We start from the raw sequence: 22,817 nt of genomic DNA, 5'->3' as shown, positions 1-22,817 counted from the left end.
CTAGCTCAAAGGTTCAACTGATTGGCGGATTGGGTTCGATGATCGCGACGATCGACCGAATGTCGCCTGCGGGGATGTGGAAATGCTCGACGACCGAAACCGCCGTCGTCCGGTCCGGGCCTGCAGCGATGTCGAGAAGAAAGCGGGCAACGACGTCGTGGTGCCACTCGTGGAACGTCAACTCGCGCACCCGGCGGAGCGACCGGTACTCCGCCCCGTTCTCCAGACGATCTCGGATTTCGATCCCGCTGTCGCCGGTACGCTGACCGTTCTCGACGCGCCATGCGTCTTCAGCGAGCCGCACATGCGTTGCATCGTGGCTCAGAAGCGCGCGAATGTAGGAGCGCGCCATCGCCACCCGAGCACTGTCGGTGGGCTCGTCCGCGTGTGCGGACACGGCGGCCATGAGCGTGGGAGCCCAGTCCGGGCGGCAGATCACCAGATCGGGCAGGTACGGATGGGGCCTGTTGTATTCGAGGGGGGTGCCGTCGATTCGGGCGCAGAACATGCCCGCAGCCTGCGCGACCGCGACGGGTGCGGCCGAATCCCATTCCCATTGGCCCCCTGCATGCACGTACGCGTCGGCTTCGCCGCGTAGGACCGCCATGGCCTTGGCCCCTGCAGATCCCATACGTACGAGGTCGGCGCCCACCTTCCTCGCGACCTCACCGATGAACGCGGGAGGACGGCTGCCGCTGATCACAATGGAGGGCCGGTACCGTCCGAGGGGTTCGTGGGCGAAGGCCGATTCGTCGTTCGTCGAGTAGACGGCCCCGATCGCGGGCTGCGCGACGGCCGCGGCGGTGAGTCCCTTTCCTGCCTGCCACAACGCAACGTGGACTGCCCAATCGATGTAGCCGGGCCTGCCGTATTCATTCGAGCCGTCGAGCGGATCGATGATCCATACCCGCTCCGCGTCGATGCGCGCCGGGTTGTCGGCCGATTCCTCCGAGAGCACCAGGTCGCCGGGTCGCGCAGACGCGATCCGCTCGAGTATGTATGCGTTCGCAGCGTGATCACCACGGCGTCCGAGTTCGCGCCCGTAGTGTTCGTACCGTGCAGTTGCGCGAATGGTCAGCAACAGTTCTCCTGCACCCGCGGCGATCTCGGTGGCCAGGGCTGCGTCGTCGGTCATGCACTCCACAAAACCATGGTTCCTGCTCGCCGGGACCCGCGACCGTTGACCAGTTACTAGAACGCGTTCTATTGTCGGCTGCGGAAGAAGCTCACCGCAGCGGTAGACATCGGACGTTCAGGAGAACCGCGTGCTCACCGATCCACTGACAGCGGCCATCGCCGAAGCCGAGAAACTCGTGGCCACCGCACCGCACATCCGCACCGAACAAGACTTGACGGAGGGCTACGAGTACCTCGCCGGGGGAATCTCCGCGTGCGTGCACGCCGCGTTCGTGCACAGCAGTACACATCCGACATTCATCACGGGCACCGGTCCCTACGCCAAGATGGGTCTCGACAATCCCGACACTCTGTACTGGGGCGCTCCCGTGCGGGACAACGCCGAGTACGTCGTTACAGGACGTCGCGGCACCACCTGCGATCTGAGCTTCCAGGTGATGGCCGGTAATTACACCGATACGAACGTGCCCGGCAATGTGACAGCGTTCGACGATCGCGCGATCCGCATCGCGGACGACGACACCTTCGAGATCCGGTTCGGGCCCGGCCCCGAAGATCCCACGCGCAACTACTTCCACCTGTCCCCTGGTTCGTCGCAGCTCGTCGTCCGGGAGGTCTACAGCGATTGGACCCAGCAGCGCGGAACGCTCCGCATCGACCGGCTCGACACCTTGGGTACTCCCGCACCCGCCCCCACTCGCGACGACGTCTCTCGACGGTACGAGCGCGCCGCCCGCGCCCTGGTGTCGCGTGTGAAGACATGGCTGCAGTTTCCTCAGTGGTTCTATCTGGATCTTCCCGTCAACACCCTCACCGAGCCGCGTCGCACGCCCGGTGGGCTCGATACCCAGTACTCCTCGGTCGGTCATTTCGAGCTCTCGGACGACGAGGCGATGATCATCACGCTGCCCGCATCGGACGCCCCCTACCTGGGCTTCCAGCTCGGCAGTCTGTGGTACGTCTCGCTCGACTACACCGGTCACCAGACGTCGCTCAACAACTCCCAGGCACAGGTTGATCCCGATGGAATCATCCGGATCGTCGTTTCGAACCGCAATCCGGGGGTGACCAACTGGGTCGAGACCGTCGGTCACGACCGCGGCATCCTGCAGTTCCGCTGGCAGCGCCTCGACCGCCACCCGGGACCCGGAGAGGGTCCGGTTGCCGAAGTGGTCGCAGTCGACCGAGTGCCCGAGCTGCTGCCGTTCCATGGGTCGAATCGCATCACGCCGAACGACTGGGCGGCGCGCATCGCCGCCCGCCGGAGCGGCATAGCGGATCGGATGCTCGCGTGAGCGCCCCGGCGGGCCTCCTGCGCGATCAGGTGGTCGTCATCTCGGGTGTCGGCCCCGGACTCGGCCGCACACTCGCGGTACGGTGCGCCGAGCACGGCGCCGATGTCGTTCTGGCCGCTCGCACCCCGGAACGACTCGAACAGGTCGCGGCGGAGGTCACCGCGCTGGGCCGCCGCGCGGTGACCGTACCCACCGACATCACGGATGACGACTCGGCCGCCCACCTCGCACAGGTCGCGGCGCACGAGTTCGGGCAGGTCGACACCCTGGTGAACAACGCGTTCTCGATTCCCGCGATGAAATCGTTGGTGCGCACCGATTTTCAACATATTCGTGACAGCATCGAACTCACCGTGCTCGGCGCGCTCCGACTGACCGGACTGTTCACCGACCTACTAGGAACCGCGAAAGGTTCTGTGGTGAATGTGAATTCGATGGTCCTTCGGCATTCCCAAGAGCGCTACGGCAGTTACAAGCTGGCGAAGTCCGCACTACTCGCATCGTCACAGTCGCTTGCGACGGAACTCGGACCGAAAGGGATTCGCGTCAATTCCGTTGCCCCAGGATATATCTGGGGCCCGATTCTGCGCGGCTACTTCGAGCATCAGGCAGAGAAGTACGGCATGACGGTCGACCAGATCTACGACCACACCGCGACCGCGAGCGATCTGAAGCGCCTGCCCACCGTCGAGGAGATCGCCGATGCTGTGATCTTCCTTGCCTCGCCGATGGCATCGGCGATCACAGGCCAGTGCCTCGACGTCAACTGCGGCGAATACCACCACTGACGGGGACTGATCATGACCGAACGCACCACGATCGGCACCGCCGAATCGCTACACGAGTCCGCAACGCGCCTGACGGGCCTGACCGATTTCGGAACCGACAACTACAGCGAGGCACTCGGCGTCCTGCTCGACTCGTACGAGCGCGACGAGAAACTCACCCCACTCGGCAGCAAGATGTCGCGGGTGTTTCTGCGCGGAGCACTCGTCGCGCGGCTGTTGTCCGAGACCGCGTGGGCTCAGCACCCCGCGCACGCAGACGTCGAGATCACGCGACCGATCTTCGTGACGGGCCTGCCTCGCACCGGCACCACCGCACTGCATCGCCTCCTCACCGCCGACCCTGCCCACCAGGGTCTCGAGATGTGGCTGACCGAGATGCCGCAACCGCGCCCGCCCCGCGAGTCCTGGGGCGACAATCCGGTGTTCGCCGGGATCGAGTCGGCGTTCTCCCAGCATCACGTCGAGCACCCGGAGTTCATGGGTGTGCACTACATGTCGGCCGCCGAGGTCGAGGAATGCTGGCAACTCTTGCGCCAGTCGTTCCGGTCGATCTCGTACGAATGCCTCGCTCATCTGCCCACCTACTCGCAGTGGCTCGCCGGTCAGGACTGGACCGATGCGTATGCGCGCCATCGACGCAATCTTCAACTGATCGGCCTACCCGACGCCGGCAAGCGATGGGTGCTGAAGAACCCGAGCCACCTCTTCGCCCTCGACGAACTGCTCACGGTCTACCCGGATGCCCTCGTCGTGGTCACGCATCGCGACCCCCGCACGGTCATCCCTTCGGTCTGCAGCCTTGCCGCCCAGGCGACCGAGGGGTGGTCGGAGACATTCGTCGGCGACACCATCGGCCGCAGTCAACTCGACCTGTGGTCACGGGGTTACGCAACGTTCACCGAGGCCCGGTCGCGACACGACCCCGCACAGTTCGTCGACGTCGACTACCGGGACTTCGTCGCCGATCCGCTGGAGACGATCAGGGGCATCTACGACCGGCTCGACACCGACCTCACCATCGAGGCGGAGCGTGCGATGACGGCGATTCATGCCGAGAGCCGCAGCGGATCCCGCAAGCCCGCACACCGGTACACCCTCGAGGAATTCGGGTTGTGCGCCGAGGCCGTCGACGAACATTTCCCCGACTATGCATACCGCTGAATACGCCACCCGGCGACGGCCGGGTCGTTCCCGGCGTGACGCGTGGTGAGGATGTCGAGCAACGGAAACAGGGCCGCCGCGATCCGGTCCCCCGTCTCGACGAACTTGCGTTCCGACAGCCCGACCGGGTCGGGGATCCCCGGACTTCCGTCGGCATCGCTGGTGGAGCGATAGGCGTCGAGCCTCGTGACGGTGTCGGCTCCGGTCACGGTGGCGATCCGGTGCGCCTCGGTGAGGGTGAACGACTTCATCGATGAACCCGCGGCCAGTGCGCTGACCCGGTCGCGCTGGTCACCGGTCATGGTGAGCACCAGCGCTGCCCGTGCGATCATGTCCGAATCGACGCGGCGTGCTCGCCGTTCGGTCACGTGACCGCCCAGTCCCTCGATCACCGCGGCGGCTCGCGGTTCGATCGGGAACCCGACAAGTGCCCGGGTCCCGGCGCTCTCGGCGGTGAGTCCGCTGATCTGTCGTTCGGCGGCGTATGCGAGCGTGAGCCGCTCGGCGATCACGGAGCGGCACACGTTCCCGCTACAGACGAACAGAATGTGCACCCGCGCACTCTAGCGCCGACAGTATGCGCGCCTGACGTGCGCAGATGTTGGTCACCGCGGGTGAAGCCGCCGTTCACCGAGCCGACACCTACACGTCACCGAGCGCAGATTCGGAGCTGACCGACGGTGCCGGAACGACTCTCCGTCACTCTCGAACGAGACGGGGACGGTGCAGTCGACCGATACTTCGGTTAGCCTGACCTTCTCGCGGAGACGCCGCGGTTCAGGAGGTGTTGTGCACGTGTCGATTCGAAGAAGGATCATCCCGCTGTGCGCCGCGGTGTTGACAGCGTTCGCACTCACGGCGTGCGGACAGGATTCGGGGACGGACACGGGGGCGGACACGGCGGAGCGGAGTTCCGCGGAGGAGACCCGCGCCGTCGCAACCCCTATGGGAGAGGTGACGATTCCGGCTGACCCGCAACGCGTCGTCGTATTGAACTACGCGCTGGCCGGCTACCTCTACCACCTCGATGTTCCCATCGTCGGCGTCACACCCGAGGACGCGGACGTGGCGGGAACCTTCTCGGAGTTCTGGGCGGACGATGCAGAGGCTGCCGGAACCGAATTCCTTCCGTGGTCCGTAGACGGCTTCGATATCGAGGCCATCGCAGCGATGAATCCCGATCTCATCATCGCGGGCGGCGTCGGGTTCCCGTACCTTCAGGCTTCGGAGGCCTACGACAACCTCACCACGGTTGCCCCGACCGTGCTCGTGGACCGGCAGTTCCAGACCTGGCAGGAACAGTTCGGGTACCTCGCGAACGACGTGTTCGACCAGTCCGACGTACTCACGCAGCTGACGCAGGAGTACGAGGACCGCAGGACCGAGGTGATCGAGTCGATCACACCACCGCCCAACCCGGTCTCGTACGTCACGATCACGGCGGACGGCACTCCGTACGTCCTGATCGAGAACATGGGGCTGCCCGCCGATCTCGCCGACTTCGGGTTCGAACCGGCCCCCGTGTTCGCGGACAGCGGCGCCGAGCCCTACACGGAAGGCGGCGACATGTTCGAAGTCTCCCTGGAGACCATCGGGCAGGTCGTGACCACCCCGTCGGTGTTCGTCACCGGGTTCAACGGTCCCGGCCCGTCCGTCGAGGAACTGAAGGCCAACCCCATCTATGCCGCCCTTCCCGCATTCGCCGCCGGACACGCCTACGACATGCCGTATTGGGCGATCCGCGCAGACTACGACGAGTCGATGGCGTTTCTCGACCACCTCGAGGAGCAGTTCGCCTGACAGCCGCTCCGACGTGGGATGATCGAAAGTATGCCCGCACCACTTCCGCTCGACCCCATCGCCGAAGCCCACCGCCAGTGGACCCTCCACGGCTGGGGCGAGGTCGCCGACGGCATGGCCGCTGTGACCTCGGTTATGCGGGCCCAGCAGATCATGATCGCCCGCGTCGAGGAGGTCCTCAAACCGTTCGGTCTGACGTTCGCACGCTACGAACTGCTGACTCTCCTGCACTTCACGAAGTCGGGGGCGCTTCCGATGGCCAAGGCCAGTGCTCGACTACAGGTGCACCCGACCAGCGTCACCAACGCCGTCGACCGACTCGAAGGCGCAGGCCTCGTTCGACGCACGCCGCATCCGAGCGATCGTCGCGCCACACTGATCGAATTGACCGATGCCGGGCGCACGCTCGCCGTCGAGGCAACGGAGAAGCTCAATGCCGAGGTGTTCGCACGCCCCGGCATCCCGGAGGCAGACCTCGACGAACTGCTCCGAGTCCTGTCCGTGATGCGCCACGACGCAGGTGATTTCGACACAGGTGGCACGCCGACGAAGTGGTGAACGAGCAGTGAGGGCCGCCCCGGTCGGGGCGGCCCTCACTCGTCTCTACCGAATCCGCACGATCAAGCGTGCTTGAACTCCGGTGCGCGCTTCTCGATGAACGCGGCCATGCCTTCCTTCTGGTCGGCGGTCGCGAACGTCGAATGGAACACGCGGCGTTCGAATTTCACACCCTCGGCGAGCGTGGTCTCGAACGCGCGGTTGACCGCTTCCTTCGCCATGATCGCAACGGGCAACGACTTCGAGGCGATGGTCGTCGCCGTCTCGAGCGCGGCGTCGAACAGCTCGGCCACCGGCACGATCCGCGACACGAGCCCGGCGCGTTCGGCTTCCTCTGCGTCCATGTTGCGACCGGTGAGAACCATTTCCATCGCCTTGGCCTTGCCCACGGCGCGGGTCAGTCGCTGCGAGCCACCGATACCCGGGATGACGCCGAGGTTGATCTCGGGCTGCCCGAACTTCGCGGTGTCGGAGGCGATGATGAAGTCGCACAGCATCGCGAGTTCGCAGCCGCCACCGAGCGCGTAGCCGGAGACCGCGGCGACGATCGGGGTGCGTGCCGCCGAGAGGCGGTCCCACTCGGAGAAGAAGTCCTCCCCGTACACCTCGCTGAACGTCTTGGGCGCCATCTCCTTGATGTCGGCGCCGGCGGCGAAGGCTTTTTCGGAACCGGTGAGCAGGATCGCTCCGATCTCGGCGTCGGCATCGAGCTCCTCGACTGCCGCAACGACCTCGTGCATCAACTGGCTGTTGAGGGCGTTGAGCGCCTTCGGCCGGTTGAGCGTGATGATTCCGACTCGGCCCTTACGGTCGAGCAGGATGGTCTCGAACTCGCTCACTTGCTGTCCTCTTCTGTCGAACGGGTACGGATGTCGTTGATGATCGCAGAGAAATCGAGACCACCGCCGCCACCCTCGTTGAACCGGTGGTAGAGCTCCGCCGCGCGCAGACCGAGTTCCGCATCGACACCGTTGGTGCGGACCGCATTCGAGGCCAGGCCAAGGTCTTTGTCCATGAGTGCGACAGCGAATCCGGGTTGGTAGTCGTTGTTCGCCGGGGTCGTCGGGACCGGGCCCGGCACCGGGCAGTTGCTCGTCAGTGCCCAGCACTGTCCCGACGCGTTGGAGGCAACGTCGAACAAGGCTTGGTTGTCGAGGCCGAGTTTCTCGCCGAGTACGAACGCCTCGCTGATCGCGATCATCGACACACCGAGGATCATGTTGTTGCAGATCTTCGCGGCCTGGCCGTTGCCCGAACCGCCGCAGTGCACGACCTTGCGTCCCATGACCTCGAGCAACGGCTGCGCCGACCCGAAATCGTCCTCGGATCCGCCGACCATGAACGCGAGGGTGCCCGCGGTCGCGCCGGCGACACCGCCGGACACGGGTGCGTCGATGGCGCGGTGTCCCGCTGCCTGTGCGCGGGATGCGGCCTCACGAGCGTCGGCGACGTCGATGGTGGAGCTGTCGACGAACAGGGTGTCGGCCTTCGCGGTGGGCAGGATCTCGTCGTAGAGGTCCAGCACGAGTCCGCCGTTGGGAAGCATGGTGACGACGACGTCCGCGTTGCCCACGGCCTCGACCGCCGAGGCGACGATGGTGACGCCGTCCTTGGTGGCCTGTTCGGCAGCGGCGGGGACCGGGTCGAATCCGGTCACGGCGTAGCCGGCCTTCACCAGGTTCGCGGCCATCGGGCCGCCCATGTGCCCGAGTCCGAGGAAGGCAACGCTGGGGAGAGTGCTCATCTATCGATCTCCTTCGGGGACGGCGAGCCCGAGTTCGAGATCACCGAGCGGCTGGAAGTAGGCGTCGACGTCCGCGTCGGTGACGTCGGTGAGGGTCGCGGGGCTCCACGCGGGGTTGCGGTCCTTGTCGACCACCTGCGCGCGGATTCCTTCGACGAGATCATGGGTCTTCAACGACGCGAGCGACACTCGGTACTCCTCGTTGAGGACCTCTTCGAGGGTGTCGAGCTGCCGGGCGTGCCGCAACGACCGCAAGGTCGCCTCGAGCGCGACCGGAGACTTGCCGAGGATCGTCTCGGCTGTGGCCTGAGCGTCGGGAACATCACTGGCACGGAGTTGTTCGACGATCGCGCGAACGCTGTCGGCGGAGTAGGCCGCGTCGATCCAGCTCTGCTGCGCGAGCACGTCCGATTCCGGTGCGGGCTGCGAGTATTCGGCCAGCGCCTCTTCGACCGAACCCGATTCGAGCGCGGTGACGAACTTGTCGAGTGCTTCGGACGGGACGAAGTGGTCGGCGAACCCGAGTGCGATCGCGTCGCCCGCCTTCATTCGCCCGGTGGTCAGGGCGATGTGTGTGCCCAGCTCCCCCGGGGCTCGCGAGAGGAGGTAGGTTCCGCCGACGTCGGGAATGAACCCGATTCCGACCTCCGGCATTGCCAGAGAGGAACGTTCGGTGACGATCCGCACGTTGCCGTGCGCCGAGATCCCGATGCCGCCGCCCATCACGATGCCGTCCATGATCGCGACGTACGGCTTCGGGTAGCGGCCGATCGCGGCGTTGAGGATGTACTCGTCGCGCCAGAACTCCTGTGTGCCGGTGCCGCCGTCTTTCGCATCGTGGTAGATCGCAACGATGTCACCTCCCGCGCACAGACCACGTTCGCCTGCGCCGGAGACCACAACGGTCCGGATCGTGTCGTCGGTGGACCATTCGAGCAGCGCCTCGGCCATCGCTTGGACCATGGTGTGGTTGAGCGCGTTGATCGCCCTCGGCCGGTTCAGAGTGATCCGGCCGAGCCCGTTCTTCGCCTCGATGAGGATCTCGGGTTCGTTCCCCGTCATGCCGCTCCTGTCTGGGCCGCCGCCACCACGCTCCGCGCGATGACCAGCCGCATGATTTCGTTGGTTCCTTCCAGGATCTGGTGAACGCGCAGATCTCGCACGATCTTCTCGATCCCGTACTCGGCAAGGTAACCGTATCCGCCGTGCAACTGCAGGGCCTCGTTCGCCGCGGCGAAACCCGCGTCGGTCGCGAACCGCTTCGCCATCGCACAGAGTTCCACGACGTCGGCGGCCTCGGTGTCGAGCGCGTCGGCGGCCCGCCACAACAGGGTGCGCGCCGCTTCCAGTTCGGTGCGCATGTCGGCGAGCCGGAACTGCAGCGCCTGCGCATCGAGCAGCCGCTCACCGAATGCCTTGCGCTCAGCGAGATATGCGACTGTCCGATCGAGAGCGGTCTGGCCGCCGCCGACCGAACACGCAGCGATGTTCAGTCGTCCGCCGTTGAGCCCGTGCATCGCGATCCGAAAGCCGCCGCCTTCCTCGCCGAGGAGATTCTCCGCGGGAACGCGGGCGTCCTCGAAGATCACCTGTCGGGTGGGCTGGGCGTTCCAGCCCATCTTCTTCTCGTTGGCGCCGAACGACAGCCCCGGGGTGTCCTTCGGGATGATGAACGCGGATATTCCGCGGGCGCCGGTGTCGCCGGTGCGGGCCATCACCACGTACACGTCGGATGTGCCTGCACCCGAGATGAATTGTTTGACACCGTTGAGTACGTACTCGTCGCCGTCCCGGACGGCCTTGGTGCTCAAGGCAGCGGCGTCCGAACCGGCACCCGGTTCGGTGAGGCAATAGCTGCCGAGGTGCTCCATCGAGCACAGGCTCGGCAGCCACCGGCCACGCTGTTCGTCGTTGCCGTATTTGTCGATCATCCACGCCACCATGTTGTGGATCGAGATGTATGCGGCGATCGACGGGCAGCCCTTGGCGAGTTCCTCGAATATGCGGACGGAGTCGAGGCGTCGCAGCCCGGACCCGCCGACGTCCTCTCGAACGTAGATTCCTCCCATGCCGAGTGCTGCGGCCTTGCGCAGCACGTCGACCGGGAAGTGCTTCTCCTGGTCCCATTCGACCGCGTTCGGAGCCAGGTACTCGGTGGCGAAGTCGCGGGCGGTGTCGCGGATCGCCCGATCGTCGTCGGTGAGTGCGAACATTGTCGGTGCCGCCTAGTCCATGGTCGGGATGACGAAGTGGTCGGTGTCGGCCACGTGGGCGCCCTCGATGTCGCCTTCCTTGACACCGGAGGGGAAGCGCTGCGTGACGGTCTTGGTCTTGGTGTAGAAGCGGAAGGCATCGGGGCCGTGCTGGTTGAGGTCGCCGAAGCCCGATGCCTTCCAGCCGCCGAACGTGTAGTACGCGATCGGGACGGGGATCGGGACGTTGACGCCGACCATGCCGACCTCGACGCGGCGAGTGAAGTCGCGGGCGGTGTCGCCGTCGCGGGTGAAGATCGCGACGCCGTTGCCGTATTCGTGTTCGGTGGGCAGACGCAATGCTTCCTCGTAGTCGGCGGCGCGCACGACTGTCAGGACGGGCCCGAAGATCTCCTCGAGGTAGATCGACATACCGGGGGTGACCTTGTCGAACAGGGTGGGGCCGGAGAAGAAGCCGTTCTCGTGACCCGCGAGGACGAAATCACGACCGTCGACGACGAGCTCGGCACCTTCCTCGACGCCCTTGGCGATGTACCCGTGGACGCGGTCGCGTGCGTCGGCCGTCACGAGTGGACCGAAGTCGGCCTTCTCGTCGGTACCGGGACCGACGCGCAGATCCGCGATACGTTCGGTGAGCTTGGCGACGAGCCGGTCTGCGGTCTCCTCACCGACGGGCACCGCGACGGACAAGGCCATGCAGCGTTCGCCTGCGGCCCCGTAGGCGGCGCCGACGAGCGCGTCGGCGACCTGGTCCATGTCGGCGTCGGGCATGATGATCGCGTGGTTCTTGGCGCCGCCGAAGCACTGGGCGCGCTTGCCGTTCTTCGCGGCGGTTTCGTAGATGTACTGCGCGATCGGCGTGGACCCGACGAACCCGACGGCCTTGATGCGCGGATCTTCGAGCAGGACGTCGACGGATTCCTTGTCGCCGTTGACGACGTTGAACACCCCGGCGGGCAGGCCCGCTTCGAGGAACAGTTCCGCCAGACGCAACGGCACCGAGGGGTCACGCTCGGAAGGCTTGAGGACGAAGGCATTGCCACTGGCGAGGGCCGGGCCGGCCTTCCACAGCGGGATCATCGCGGGGAAGTTGAACGGGGTGATCCCGGCGACGACACCGAGGGGTTGCCGCATCGAGTAGACGTCGATGCCGGTGCCGGCGGAGTCGGTGAATTCACCCTTGAGCATGTGTGCTGCACCGAGGCACACCTCGATGACTTCGAGCCCTCGCTGAACGTCGCCGCGCGCATCGGGGATGGTCTTGCCGTGCTCGCTCGAGAGCAACGCGGCAAGTTCGTCCATGTTGTCCTGCACGAGTTGGACGAATCGCATCAGCACACGGACCCGCTTCTGCGGGTTCCACGAGCCCCATTCCTTCTGTGCCTCTTCGGCGTTGACGATGGCGGCCTCGATCTCCGCCTTCGTGGCGAGCGGGACGCGCGCCTGGACTTCACCGGTGCTGGGTTCGAAGACGTCCCCGAATCGTCCGGACGTCCCGGCGACATGCTTGCCGCCGATGAAATGGGTGAGTTCTCGAACGCTCATGTCGACCAGTCCTTTGAGATAGTTGTGTCGATGACCGAGGCGTAGCCGCAGACCACACCCGGAAGTCTTCGACCATCCTATAGTTGGAAGTCCATGTATGTCTACCGTCACATTCCGGGCCACCGCGTATCGAGCAGTAGATCAGCGCAAACGACGGTAGAGATCCTCGAGATCGGACATACCGCGGATCACCACGGCCTCATCCGTTCCACCCGCCCGCAGAGCCCGGCGCAGCAACATCGGATCCAGATCGTCCATCGCAGGCCGGAAACGCTCGACCGGAAGCTCCGGCAGTTCGGTGTCGTCCCCGTAGAAATCACCGTCGTCGGGCTCGTCCTCCTCGACCCCTCCGATGAGTCCCGACACCTCCACACCCCGCAGCGTCAAGACGGACATCGGGTTCTCATCGACGTGCTCGGCCAACAGGAACGCGACCGCCGCAGCATGCTTACACGGCCAACCGCCGTCGGGACACGTGCAGTCGAAGTCGAGTTCACCGGCGCGGCGCGGCAGCAACAGCGGCCCGAGTTCCTCGGGCAGCACTCCCCCCGCCAGGCGCGCGAGCAATCCGGGTGACGAACGCACCCGTTCGATCAGTTCCTCGACAGCCTCGTCCGACAACGTGCGCACCGTGACGGTGGCCGTGAACGGGCGCAGTTGGCTGCCCTGCACCTCGCCGATCACGGCGCCGGGCTCGAGTCGTATGGACACCACCTGACCCGATCGCGCATACGCACGGCCCCGGGTCAGCCGGCCTTTATCGGCCACCTGTTCCATCGTCGCGATGAGTTCTTTCGACCACCAGCTGCGGCCGATCGCGCCGCGCTTGGTGCGAGCCTCCACGCCGTGCATCGCCGATTCGGCGGTGCCGTACCTGCCTGCGTTCCTCCGGCCCGCCATCAGTCACCCACCGCATCGTCGCCCAGGGTCAGCAGCGAGTGCAGCTGATCGGTGGACAGTTCGGTGATCCAGTTCTCCCCCACTCCGACCGCAAGATCGGCGAGTTCCTGTTTCCCGGTGAGCATTTCATCGATCCGTTCTTCGACTGTGCCCACGCACACCAGCTTGCGCACCTGCACGTCGCGGCGTTGCCCGATGCGAAATGCGCGGTCGGTGGCCTGATTCTCGACCGCCGGATTCCACCAACGATCCAGATGCACCACGTGGTTGGCGGCCGTCAAGTTCAGACCCGTGCCACCCGCTTTGAGCGACAGAAGCATGATCGGGGGCCCTGCACCGTCCTGCTGGAATCGGGTGACCATGTCGTCGCGCTTCGCCTTCGGCACACCGCCGTGCAGGAACGGCACCTCGGTCGCGAAACGTTGTTCGAGATACGGCGCGACGAGGGTGCCGAACTCACGGAACTGCGTGAACAGCAGGACCTTCTCGCCGTCGCCGAGCACCGATTCGACGATGTCCTCGATCAACCCGAGCTTGCCCGACCGGTGCCGCCCGCGGCGCAGCACCGGAGAGCCGTCGCCGAGATAATGGGCGGGATGGTTACACACCTGCTTGAGGCGGGTCAGCGCCGCCAGCACTGCGCCCTTACGGGCCATTCCCTCCTTGTCGCGGATCTTGCGCATCATGTCGTCGACAACGGCCCGGTACAGCGCGGCCTGTTCGGCGGTGAGGTTGGCCCGCACGGTCTGCTCGAACTTCTCCGGCAGATCGGAGATCACGTCGGGGTCGGTCTTGACGCGCCTCAGCACGAACGGTGCGGTCAGAGCACGCAGTCGTGCGGCCGCCGCCGAATCATGATCGCGTTCGATGGGTACCGCGAACTTCGCCCGGAACCCTGCAGCGCTGCCGAGCAGTTTCGGGTTCGCGAAGTCGAGGATCGAGCGGAGTTCCTCGAGCCGGTTCTCGACGGGTGTGCCGGTGAGTGCGATTCGGTGTGCTGCGTGAATAGCGCGCGTAGCCCGTGACTGTCCGGTGCTCGCGTTCTTCACGTGCTGCGCCTCGTCGAGCACGATCCGCCGCCACCACAGCTCCGTCAGCTGCGCGATGTCACGCGCGACGATTGCGTAGGTGGTGATCACCAGGTCGTGATCGGCTACCGCTGCGGCGAGCGCCTCGTCGCGCAGACGCGAAGGGCCGTGGTGTACGTAGACGCGCAGACCCGGAACGAACCGCTCTGCCTCCCGATGCCAATTGCCGACGACGGACATCGGACACACCAGCAGCGTCGGCGCCGTGCCCTCACCCGGACTGCCTGGCTGTGACACCTCCTGTTCGTGGGCCAGCAACGCGAGCACCTGCACCGTCTTGCCCAGGCCCATGTCGTCCGCGAGCACAGCACCGAGACCGAGCCTGGTCATGAATGCGAGCCAGTCGAGTCCCCGCTGCTGGTAGGGGCGTAGTTCGGTGCGCATGTCCTTCGGCACCGGCACCGGCTCGGGATGCACCTGGCCGTCGAGCAGCGTCTCGACCCACCCGGAGGCGGTGATATCGGTGACTTCGACCGGCGGCGGGTCATCTCCGGTGAACTGCGCGAACAAGGAACCGAGCGAGCCGTCCTGCTCCGAATGGGCATTGACGTATTCGGCAGCGCGGGCCAGCGCCTCATTGTCGGCGCGAACCCATTTGCCGCGTAGCTTCACCAGGTCGCTGTTCGCGGCGACGAGTTCTTCCATCTCGGAGTGTGTGAGCAACATGTCGCCGACGGCGAGCTGCCACTCGTAGGTGACGATCGCGTTCATTCCCACCGAGCTCTCGTCGGCAGTCACCGGTGCGACCGATGAATTCACCTTCAGGCGCAGCGACGGGTCGACCGTGGCCCACGCTCTCGACAGTAGCAGCGACACGCCCGCCGCCTGCAGAGCGCGCGCGCCGTGCTCCACGAGATCGATCACGACCGGGGTCGGCAGCAGCAGATCCAGCGTGTCGGGGTCGCGCGGGACATCCTGTAGTCGCGGGTACGCGTTGAGCGCGGATCCGAGCTTGCGGACACCGATCTGAAGAAGATGCGCGTCGGTCGACTCCACCGGCAGGGGAATCGGCGACCGCCCCTCCGTCTGCAGGCACACTTCGAGACGCCACAACACGTCGGCACCGACGTCCGCATCGTCACTGTCGTCCGGCTCCACCAGGCGAAGCACGAGGCCGGGTTCGAATCCCGCGAGGCTGGCCCGCCACTCGTCGAGGGCGTCGGCCATCCGTTGGCTGCCGCGCGGATGCGGGTTGCCATCAGCCAGCGCGGCAACGAGGGGATGCAGCGACGTCGATGGCCGGTGCAGACCTCGCACGATCGGGTCGGTCAGCTCGGCACACATGTCGTCGAGCAGTGCCGCAGGACGGCCGAGCTGGCGTTGGACCGGCGGCATCGCCGCAGCGAGTTCCGCAAGCCACGCCCGTGTCTTCTCGCCGCCGAGGAGCTGCCAGCGAGCCCACCACTGTTTCTCGGCCCGCTCCAGCCCGGGCGCGACCCGGCCGGACTGCGCCCACCGTTCGATGCCACGTGCGACGTGGACGAGGAAACGCAGATCACCCGCAATTCCCTGCGCGCGGCGCGGGACGTCGAGCAGGAGTTCGGCCGCGTCGGGCGGTGCGACAGCGATGGCGGGCAGGACGCGCGGTGCGGTGTCACCGGGCAGCGTCAGCTCGACCCGGTGCCGGAAGGGCCGGTCCGTCCACCGGCGCAGCGCCGACGGTAGCTCCGCGCTGTCGGCAAGGCCGGCGGCAGGCGTTTCGTCCGGTTCGCGCCACAGCATGAGACCCGATCCCGGTGACCAGAGCCCGTGCAAGAACATCCCTATATGGTGCCAGCCCTCGTCGACATCCGAAGTGGCAGGCTGTGACCATGGCGCTTGCGTACGGTTTCTCGGAATACGGCGGACCCGATACCCAGCAGGTCTTCGACCTGGAAGTACCTCGGCCCGGCCCTGGTCAGCTCGTCGTCGCCGTTCACGCTGCCGGAGTGAATCCGGCCGACTGGAAGGTACGGACGGGCACCCGCAAGGACACCGTTCCGGTGACATTGCCTGCCGTCCTCGGACGGGAGGTGTCGGGTGTGGTCACGGCAGTCGGCGGGAACGGCCGGGACTTCTCGGTGGGCGATGCCGTATTCGGTTCGACCGCCACGGGTTTCGGCGGTTATGCCGAGTACACGGTGCTCAACGCGGACAGTGCCGCGTACAAGCCCGAAGCGCTCGGTTTCGCTGCGGCCGCGACCGTTCCGGTTGCGCTGGGCACAGCGCTCGACATCGTCGAGCAACTCGAGATCGTGGATGCGGACACCGTTCTGGTACTGGGCGCCGGGGGCGGTGTCGGCTCGGCCGTCACCCAACTGGCCCACGCGCGGGGCGCGGCGGTACTCGGTGTCACGAGTGCAGGGAAATCGGATCTCGTGGAGTCCAACAGCGGAATCTGGATAGAGTCCGGATCCGGCAGCGACGAACGGATCGTCGAGGCAGGCCAGCGGGTGGGGAAAGTGACGGTGATCGTCGACCTGGTGGGCGGGGACGTCCTGGCCGACGCCGCAGCTACCTGCGGACCCGCCGTGCGCCTGATCAGCGTCGCCGATCCGACCCTGGGGTCCGAGCTCGGCGGTTCGGGTGTCGACCGTCGCCGCACCACCGAGGTGTTCACGCGGGTCGCGACACTCGTCGAAACGGGTGTCCTCGACCCGAGGATCGAGCACACCTTCCCGCTCCGCGAAGCCGGACGCGCCCTGGCGCTCGTCGAGGAAGGGCACGCGCGCGGCAAAGTGGTCGTCACCGTCCGCTGAACACTCGCCGCCGAATACCGACCTCGAGCACGGTCTGGATCGAGGAGCGTGGGCGGAGGAGGATGTGCGTATGCCAGTCCTGATCCAGGTTCTCGAGCAGACATACAGTGCTCACACGCCGTGGGAACAGGTGAAGTACGCGTTCATCGACTGGGACCACGTCACCACATTGCGTCTCGACGGCCAGTGCGGGGTGTGGCTCGACGGGACCAAACACGGTGAGTCGCACCGACTCGCCGCGACCGCCAGTCCCGAGGATGCGATCTTCTTCCTGCTCAGGGTCTACGACCGGATCGCCGAATGCCGCCAGTCCGGTGGTTCCTGGATCGTCGGACACGACGGACGCACGGTCGCATCGATCCGCGCGACGCGTTTCCCGCTGACCACCGAGGGCTGACTTCCCAGTGCGTTCCGGCCGCGGCGTCGATGCCGCGCAGGTGGGTGCGTGCCCACGACATCACGCGCGCAAGTCCGTGGGGCGCGCAAACACGACATGTCGACGCGAACCTGTCACCATCATCCGATGCGTGGGGGAAACGCGAAGTGGTGGGTGCCGGCGGTGGTGATCGCCATGGTCGTGTCGTGGTGGTTCGACTCGTCTCCACCACCGTCGGATCCCGCTCCCGGTAGTCCTTCGCGCGCGCTGATCGACGAGTTGCTCGCCGCAGTGACGGTTGTATCCGTGCGGCCGCACCCCGGTGGATACGTGCGCGACTGCGGAGGCGAAGGTGGGTGTGTCTTCGGAGAAGCGTGGACGGACGAGCACCCCGGTCCGGGCGGGCGCGACGGCTGCGACACCCGCAACAACGTGCTCGCACGGGACCTTCGTGACGTCGTATTCCGGCCGGGCAGCGACGAGTGCGTCGTCCTCAGCGGAACACTCGACGATCCGTACACCGGCGCGCGCGTGCAGTTCCGGCGCACCCATGCGAACGCGGTGCACATCGATCACATCTATCCACTCGCGGCGGCGTGGGATCACGGCGCCGCGCAGTGGTCTGCGGAGCTTCGGCGGCAGTTCGCGAACGACGTGGTGTACAACCTCATTGCCGTCGACGGCGCCACGAACATGACCAAACGCGATCACACCCCAGCGGGGTGGCTACCTCCCGCCACCGGGTACCGGTGCTGGTTTGCAGGCAAGTATCTGACAGTCGCGCTGAGGTATGGGTTACCGATCACGGTGGAGGATCACAGCGCCCTCGCCGACTCTGCCCGCACGTGCCCGCGATGACGATCAGACGGACGGCAGATTCTGTGGAATCCAGGCGGGATCACGCTTTTCCATGAACGCCCGCATTCCTTCGCGGGGCTCCGGGGAAGTCTCGAGGGCGCCGAACATGGTTTGGTAGTCGAACAGTCCGTAGCGCTCGTTGAGCATGCGTTTGACCTGGGCGCGCGCGATGGGCGCCGTCTGCAACACTTCGCGGGCCGCAGTGAGGGCGGCTTCGCGCAGCTGTTCGTGCGGGACGACGCGGGAGATCACGCCGAGCCGCAGGGCCTCGGCCGCGTCGAATCTCCGGGCGGACAGGATCAGATCGCGGGCCGCTGCCAATCCGACATGTGCGGGCAGTGCCGCGGCAAAGGTTGCGTCGGGGATTCCGCGCAAGAGTTCGGGCACGCGGAAGGTGGCGCGGTCGCTGGCCACCGCGATGTCGGACATCATGGCCACGAGCAACCCACCCGCCTGGCAGATTCCGTTGACGGCGGAGATAACGGGCGCGCGGCTGTCGCGGATGGTCAGGAACGGGACGACTTCGTCACCTGAAAGCCCTTCCGGCAGTTGGTCGCCCGGCTCCGAGCGGCCGCCCAGATCGCCGCCCGGCGCGAAGACGTCGTCGACTCCGGTGATGATCAGGGCACCGAGATCGGGGTCGGTGTTGACCAGCTTGACCGCGCGCTTGAGGCCGTAGTACATCGCCGGGGTGAATGCGTTGCGTGCGGCAGGCCGGTCGATGATGCACCACCCGATCGCACCCTCGCGTTCGAATCGCAGTCCACCGGCACCCAGATCGTCTCCCATATCGCGAACATACATCATTCTTGTTTGCGAGAACAGCATTCCGGTCGGGGTGCGGGCTACCGTGTCAAGATGGCCTCGCGCATCTCCAAGGACACTCGGCTGTGCATCTCACTCTCGGGACGGCCCAGCAATATCGGCACCCGGTTCCACAACTACCTCTATGACGAACTCGGCCTCGATTTCGTGTACAAGGCATTTCGGCCCAGCGATATCGCCGATGCCGTGGCCGGAATCCGAGGACTCGGGATCCGGGGCGCGGGTGTGTCGATGCCCTTCAAGGAATCGGTGCTGCCGATGATGGATGTCCTCCACGACTCCGCCCGAGCAATCGAATCGGTCAACACGATCGTCAACGACGACGGCATCCTCCACGCTTACAACACCGACTACCAGGCCGTGGTGGACCTGCTTGCCGCACACGAGGTCGACCCCACCGTGCCGGTCGTGATCGCCGGGAGTGGCGGCATGGCCAAGGCGGTCGCGGCAGCACTTCGCCACAGCGGCTTCACCGAGGGCACCGTCGTCGCGCGCAACGAGACCAGCGGCAGGGCACTTGCTCAGAAATACGGCTACGCGTGGCGTGGCGATGCGACCGACCTCTCTGCGGGATTGCTCGTCAACGCCACTCCGATCGGAATGTCCGGCGGCGGAGCGGACTCCGAGGCGCTGCCGTTCCCCGGCAACCTGATCGCCTCGGCATCGACAGTGTTCGACGTGGTCGCCGTACCACCGGAGACCCCGCTCATCCGCGACGCCAGGGAGCACGGGGTGCGCACCATCACCGGAGCCGAGGTGATCGCACTCCAGGCGGCACTCCAGTTCGAGCTCTACACCGGCGTGAAGCCGACCTCCGAACAGATCCGGCGCGCATCCGAGTACTCCAGGCAGTGACATACGGCCGGCCGTATTCACCGCACCGCCGCCCTCACAGCACCGCTGTACTCACACTGTTCCGATGACCTCCAGCCCGTCCAGAACCACGCTCGCCGCGTCGACTGCAAGGTTCATCTCGGCGCGGGTCAGATCTCGGGTCGCGGGGTTCTGTAAGCCGAAGTTGTTGACCCAGGCCACCGTTCGTGCCGATTGGAACATGAACGTCGTGGTCGGAGTGTCGCCGACGAGATCCCCGACGAACCAACCGGTGAAGAACGGCTCCATATCGGTGCCGTAGACCCGCTCGAACTCGTCGGCAATGACCGGTGCCGCCGCGACGAGAGCCTCACCGAAGGTATAGAAGTCGCGGGTGTGCTGCGGTGTCGATCCGATCGCCTCGAGCGCCTCGGGGAAATCGATCACAAGATGCGCCACGATCGCGCCCGTGAGCACTCGCCCCGGGCTGCGGTCGCACTGCTCGGTGAGCGCGAAGGCCGCTGCCCAGTGGGGAGCCGGTGTACCGCCGGTGACGTACGCATGGAGGTTGGCCAGGTACAGCCGCACCACCTCGACCGCCAGTTCCTCCGCCCATTCCGGATCGTCGTAGATACCTGCCGTGAGGGTCGGCTCCGTCGAAGTGAGGATCTCGTCGAACGCGAGGACGAATGTTCCACGGTAATCGTCGCTGCGCGTGAGCACCTCGCGCAGTGCACCGATGCGAGCCTGCGCGTCGGCGAAGGTCTCGATCCCGGCCGGATCGGTGAGCGTGGCCAGCTCGGACGAGGGCTCGATGCCTGCGCACGCCGCCAGGGCGGGTGTTCCCTGGCCGCCAGGTGCGGCAGCGGCAACAGGCGCGCATACGACGGCACCGAACAGAGCCGCCGCGACCAACGGGAACGCTACACGTCCAGGAATTTTGAATGTCACCCTCGGTAACATACGCAGTCGCTCCCCCGCCGAACCACTCCCGGTGCATTCTTGCCGTCCCGCTGCGTCATCCGGTCGCGATCTCCCGGCGCGCATCACCCGACCACTGCGACCACGATCCGGGGAACAGGGACGCATCGATACCCACGATCGCCAGCGCTGCGATCTCGTGCGCCGCGGTGACCCCCGAGCCGCAGTACACAGCCACATCGCCGGTCACACCCAACTCCGCGAACCGGGCCGCCAGCTGATCCGCGGGCCGGAAGGTGCCGTCCTCACGGAGATTTCCGCCGGTCGGCGCGTTGATCGCACCGGGAATGTGCCCCGCACGCGAGTCCACCGGTTCCTCGTCGCCGAAATAGCGCTCCGCGCTACGGGCATCGAGGAGTACGCCGTGCGACGGAAACTCTGCGACCTCGTCGATGTCGACCGTCGGCATGTGTCCTGCGCTGAGAGTGACCGACCCCGGCCTGTGTTCCGCCCCGGGGCCGGCCGCGACAGGATGACCTCCTGCGATCCACGCGGGAAGCCCGCCGTCGAGCAGGCGGACGTCCGCCAGACCGGCCCATTCGAGCAGCCACCACGCGCGCGCCGCCGCCATTCCGCCGGTTGCGTCGTAGGCGACCACCGCGGAGCCGTCGGAGATCCCCCACCCGCGGGCTTCCGCTTGCAGGCGCTCGATGTCGGGCAGGGGATGACGGCCCAGTTCGACGGAGGGCGGATCGGCGAGCTCGGCGTCGAGATCGACGAACACGGCACCCGGAATGTGGCCTTCGCGGTACTTCTCCCGACCGTGCCGGTCGCCGAGCATCCAGCGCACATCCAACAGGATCGGTGGCACGCCGGCATCGATACGGTCCGCGAGTTCGGCAGCGGAGATGAGCACATTTCGGTGGGCCATACCGAATAGTGACACGTCGAGGCGCCTGAACGCGCCACAGTACTGCCCGATTCGTCCCTTTTCGGTGTCGGTTCTGCAATGTGGGCACTGTTGAGGGGATTTGCTGTCCGGTTAGCACTATCGTCGAGGCGTGACCAACCGCCAGCCGACGACACCTACAGCCGAACCGGGGCAATTCCCGGTACTGTGGCCGGTTCAGACCCGCTGGGCCGACAACGATCACTACGGCCACGTCAACAACGTGACCTACTATTCGTATTTCGACTCGGCAGTCAACGGCTGGCTCATGGCCACAACCGGCGTGGACATTCGCGAGCTCGACGCGATCGGCGTTGTCGCCGAGACCTCGTGCCGCTATCTCGCAGAACTGTCGTTTCCCGATCGCCTTCAAGTGGGCCTCTCGGTAGAGGGGCTCGGCCGCCGATCGGTGACCTACTCACTCGCCATTTTCCGCGAGGAGGACGACGGCACGCTCGTTGCTGCCGCCACCGGACGCTTCACACACGTGTACGTCGACATGAACACCCGGCGCCCCGTCCCGATCCCCGAGCAGATCCGGAAAGCCGTCCACAAACTCGTCACCCGCTCGGCCTGAGCCGCACATACGGTCGGTTGCCGACCGTCACCGAGGGATCATCCCGAGAAGCGGCACAGTGCGCTGGCGAACGAGTTCACGCATCACCAGCGACATGTTGGTGCGCTCTACACCGGGAATCTCGAGAATCTGCCCGGCAAGCCGGTACAGATCGTCTGTGTCGCGAGCGACGATCTTGACCGACAGATCGATCGGACCCGCAAGCCCGTAGACCTCGACGACCTCGGGAATCCCCTCCAGCGCATCGACCACCTCGGCGAGACGATGCTGGTCCACCGTGGTCGCCACGTACGCCGCAAGCGGGTAGCCGAGCACCACCGGATCGACTCTCCGCTCGAACGACGCCAGCAACCCTTCCTCATCCCAGCGCGCGAGGCGTGCCTGCACGGTGTTGCGGGACAACCCCAGTCGCTGAGCCAATTCGACACCCGTGGCCCTGGGCGTGCGGGCCAGCTCGATCAGCAGACGGGCGTCGGTCGCGTCCACATTGGTCATCCTTCACAGTGTGCCACCGTTCGACCGACGATCTCT

At 66.0% G+C, this 22,817-nt stretch carries 23 protein-coding genes; 10 read left to right on the top strand and 13 right to left on the bottom strand.

What is annotated here, in order from left to right:
* Nucleotides 1–13 precede the first annotated feature (13 nt).
* Nucleotides 14–1,135 (bottom strand): 3'(2'),5'-bisphosphate nucleotidase CysQ, encoded by a 1,122-nt coding sequence (locus HCA61_RS19595; RefSeq protein WP_169689858.1) that lies wholly within the window; start codon nt 1,133–1,135, stop codon nt 14–16.
* Between the two features lie 130 nt (nt 1,136–1,265).
* Here HCA61_RS19595 and HCA61_RS19590 point away from each other — a divergent pair, with 130 nt between their 5' ends.
* The 3 genes from HCA61_RS19590 to HCA61_RS19580 are packed head-to-tail and all read left to right on the top strand — an operon-like array spanning nt 1,266 to nt 4,381.
* Nucleotides 1,266–2,432 (top strand): hypothetical protein, encoded by a 1,167-nt coding sequence (locus HCA61_RS19590; RefSeq protein WP_169689857.1) that lies wholly within the window; start codon nt 1,266–1,268, stop codon nt 2,430–2,432.
* Complete coding sequence (locus HCA61_RS19585) at nt 2,429–3,220, top strand: SDR family oxidoreductase (RefSeq protein WP_169689856.1); 792 nt, start codon at nt 2,429–2,431, stop codon at nt 3,218–3,220. The genes HCA61_RS19590 and HCA61_RS19585 overlap by 4 nt, the downstream gene beginning before the upstream one ends.
* A 12-nt stretch (nt 3,221–3,232) precedes the next feature.
* A complete protein-coding gene (locus tag HCA61_RS19580; RefSeq protein ID WP_169689855.1) occupies nt 3,233–4,381 on the top strand; it encodes a sulfotransferase in 1,149 nt (382 codons plus the stop codon).
* Here the strand turns inward: HCA61_RS19580 and HCA61_RS19575 are convergent.
* Nucleotides 4,366–4,935 carry a low molecular weight phosphatase family protein gene (locus tag HCA61_RS19575; RefSeq protein WP_169689854.1) on the bottom strand — a complete coding sequence of 190 codons (570 nt, stop codon included), beginning with the start codon at nt 4,933–4,935 and terminating at the stop codon, nt 4,366–4,368. The two genes, HCA61_RS19580 and HCA61_RS19575, sit on opposite strands and share 16 nt — an antisense overlap.
* Before the next feature lie 241 nt (nt 4,936–5,176).
* Between HCA61_RS19575 and HCA61_RS19570 the strand changes: the two genes are divergently transcribed.
* Together HCA61_RS19570 and HCA61_RS19565 are read left to right on the top strand one after the other, a co-directional pair.
* Nucleotides 5,177–6,181 carry an ABC transporter substrate-binding protein gene (locus tag HCA61_RS19570; protein ID WP_206040299.1) on the top strand — a complete coding sequence of 335 codons (1,005 nt, stop codon included), beginning with the start codon at nt 5,177–5,179 and terminating at the stop codon, nt 6,179–6,181.
* Between the two features lie 30 nt (nt 6,182–6,211).
* Nucleotides 6,212–6,739: a MarR family transcriptional regulator gene (locus tag HCA61_RS19565; protein ID WP_169689853.1), complete on the top strand. Its 528-nt coding sequence runs from the start codon at nt 6,212–6,214 to the stop codon at nt 6,737–6,739.
* 62 nt (nt 6,740–6,801) lie between these two features.
* Here the strand turns inward: HCA61_RS19565 and HCA61_RS19560 are convergent, their stop codons facing one another.
* From HCA61_RS19560 to HCA61_RS19530, 7 genes are all read right to left on the bottom strand, one after another.
* Nucleotides 6,802–7,578, bottom strand: coding sequence for an enoyl-CoA hydratase (locus HCA61_RS19560; protein ID WP_169689852.1), 777 nt, complete (start codon nt 7,576–7,578; stop codon nt 6,802–6,804).
* On the bottom strand, nt 7,575–8,483 hold the full coding sequence (gene mmsB, locus HCA61_RS19555) for a 3-hydroxyisobutyrate dehydrogenase (RefSeq protein ID WP_169689851.1): 909 nt from the start codon (nt 8,481–8,483) through the stop codon (nt 7,575–7,577). Before mmsB ends, HCA61_RS19560 begins: the two co-directional genes overlap by 4 nt.
* Nucleotides 8,484–9,545: an enoyl-CoA hydratase/isomerase family protein gene (locus tag HCA61_RS19550; protein WP_169689850.1), complete on the bottom strand. Its 1,062-nt coding sequence runs from the start codon at nt 9,543–9,545 to the stop codon at nt 8,484–8,486.
* The gene (locus HCA61_RS19545; RefSeq protein ID WP_169689849.1) at nt 9,542–10,696 is read right to left on the bottom strand and encodes an isobutyryl-CoA dehydrogenase; all 1,155 of its coding nucleotides are present in this window, start codon (nt 10,694–10,696) and stop codon (nt 9,542–9,544) included. The genes HCA61_RS19550 and HCA61_RS19545 overlap by 4 nt, the downstream gene beginning before the upstream one ends.
* A 12-nt stretch (nt 10,697–10,708) precedes the next feature.
* Nucleotides 10,709–12,241, bottom strand: a complete 1,533-nt coding sequence (locus tag HCA61_RS19540) for a CoA-acylating methylmalonate-semialdehyde dehydrogenase (RefSeq protein WP_169689848.1) — start codon at nt 12,239–12,241, stop codon at nt 10,709–10,711.
* A 141-nt stretch (nt 12,242–12,382) separates the two neighbouring features.
* The gene (locus HCA61_RS19535; RefSeq protein ID WP_169689847.1) at nt 12,383–13,141 is read right to left on the bottom strand and encodes an SWIM zinc finger family protein; all 759 of its coding nucleotides are present in this window, start codon (nt 13,139–13,141) and stop codon (nt 12,383–12,385) included.
* On the bottom strand, nt 13,141–15,990 hold the full coding sequence (locus tag HCA61_RS19530) for a DEAD/DEAH box helicase (protein WP_169689846.1): 2,850 nt from the start codon (nt 15,988–15,990) through the stop codon (nt 13,141–13,143). The genes HCA61_RS19535 and HCA61_RS19530 overlap by 1 nt, the downstream gene beginning before the upstream one ends.
* 50 nt (nt 15,991–16,040) lie before the next feature.
* Between HCA61_RS19530 and HCA61_RS19525 the strand changes: the two genes are divergently transcribed.
* The 3 genes from HCA61_RS19525 (at nt 16,041) to HCA61_RS19515 (ending at nt 18,201) form a co-directional block, all read left to right on the top strand.
* On the top strand, nt 16,041–16,967 hold the full coding sequence (locus HCA61_RS19525) for an NADP-dependent oxidoreductase (RefSeq protein WP_169689845.1): 927 nt from the start codon (nt 16,041–16,043) through the stop codon (nt 16,965–16,967).
* Nucleotides 16,968–17,037: 70 nt separating this feature from the next.
* A complete protein-coding gene (locus HCA61_RS19520) occupies nt 17,038–17,364 on the top strand; it encodes a hypothetical protein (protein WP_169689844.1) in 327 nt (108 codons plus the stop codon).
* Nucleotides 17,365–17,490: 126 nt separating this feature from the next.
* Nucleotides 17,491–18,201 (top strand): HNH endonuclease family protein, encoded by a 711-nt coding sequence (locus tag HCA61_RS19515; RefSeq protein WP_206040298.1) that lies wholly within the window; start codon nt 17,491–17,493, stop codon nt 18,199–18,201.
* A 3-nt stretch (nt 18,202–18,204) separates the two neighbouring features.
* Here HCA61_RS19515 and HCA61_RS19510 read toward each other — a convergent pair whose 3' ends face one another.
* Entirely contained in the window at nt 18,205–18,990 is a 786-nt protein-coding gene (locus HCA61_RS19510) for an enoyl-CoA hydratase/isomerase family protein (protein WP_169689843.1), read from the bottom strand.
* A 69-nt stretch (nt 18,991–19,059) separates the two neighbouring features.
* Here HCA61_RS19510 and HCA61_RS19505 point away from each other — a divergent pair, with 69 nt between their 5' ends.
* The gene (locus HCA61_RS19505) at nt 19,060–19,881 is read left to right on the top strand and encodes a shikimate 5-dehydrogenase (protein ID WP_169689842.1); all 822 of its coding nucleotides are present in this window, start codon (nt 19,060–19,062) and stop codon (nt 19,879–19,881) included.
* Between the two features lie 51 nt (nt 19,882–19,932).
* On the opposite strand, the gene HCA61_RS19500 is transcribed toward HCA61_RS19505, so the two are convergent.
* Together HCA61_RS19500 and HCA61_RS19495 are read right to left on the bottom strand one after the other, a co-directional pair.
* The gene (locus tag HCA61_RS19500; RefSeq protein WP_346777607.1) at nt 19,933–20,790 is read right to left on the bottom strand and encodes a DUF5995 family protein; all 858 of its coding nucleotides are present in this window, start codon (nt 20,788–20,790) and stop codon (nt 19,933–19,935) included.
* 67 nt (nt 20,791–20,857) lie between these two features.
* On the bottom strand, nt 20,858–21,691 hold the full coding sequence (locus HCA61_RS19495; RefSeq protein ID WP_169689840.1) for a sulfurtransferase: 834 nt from the start codon (nt 21,689–21,691) through the stop codon (nt 20,858–20,860).
* A gap of 130 nt (nt 21,692–21,821) precedes the next feature.
* Here HCA61_RS19495 and HCA61_RS19490 point away from each other — a divergent pair, with 130 nt between their 5' ends.
* Nucleotides 21,822–22,286 (top strand): thioesterase family protein, encoded by a 465-nt coding sequence (locus HCA61_RS19490; RefSeq protein WP_169689839.1) that lies wholly within the window; start codon nt 21,822–21,824, stop codon nt 22,284–22,286.
* A 27-nt stretch (nt 22,287–22,313) separates the two neighbouring features.
* On the opposite strand, the gene HCA61_RS19485 is transcribed toward HCA61_RS19490, so the two are convergent.
* Nucleotides 22,314–22,781 (bottom strand): Lrp/AsnC family transcriptional regulator, encoded by a 468-nt coding sequence (locus HCA61_RS19485; protein WP_169689838.1) that lies wholly within the window; start codon nt 22,779–22,781, stop codon nt 22,314–22,316.
* Nucleotides 22,782–22,817: the final 36 nt, after the last annotated feature.

Origin of the sequence: Rhodococcus sp. HNM0563, from assembly GCF_012726195.1 — a bacterium.
In the GTDB taxonomy this organism is placed as follows: domain Bacteria; phylum Actinomycetota; class Actinomycetes; order Mycobacteriales; family Mycobacteriaceae; genus Rhodococcus.
The sequence above is the reverse complement of the archived record's forward strand: the minus strand, read 5'-3'. Positions and strand labels throughout refer to the sequence as shown.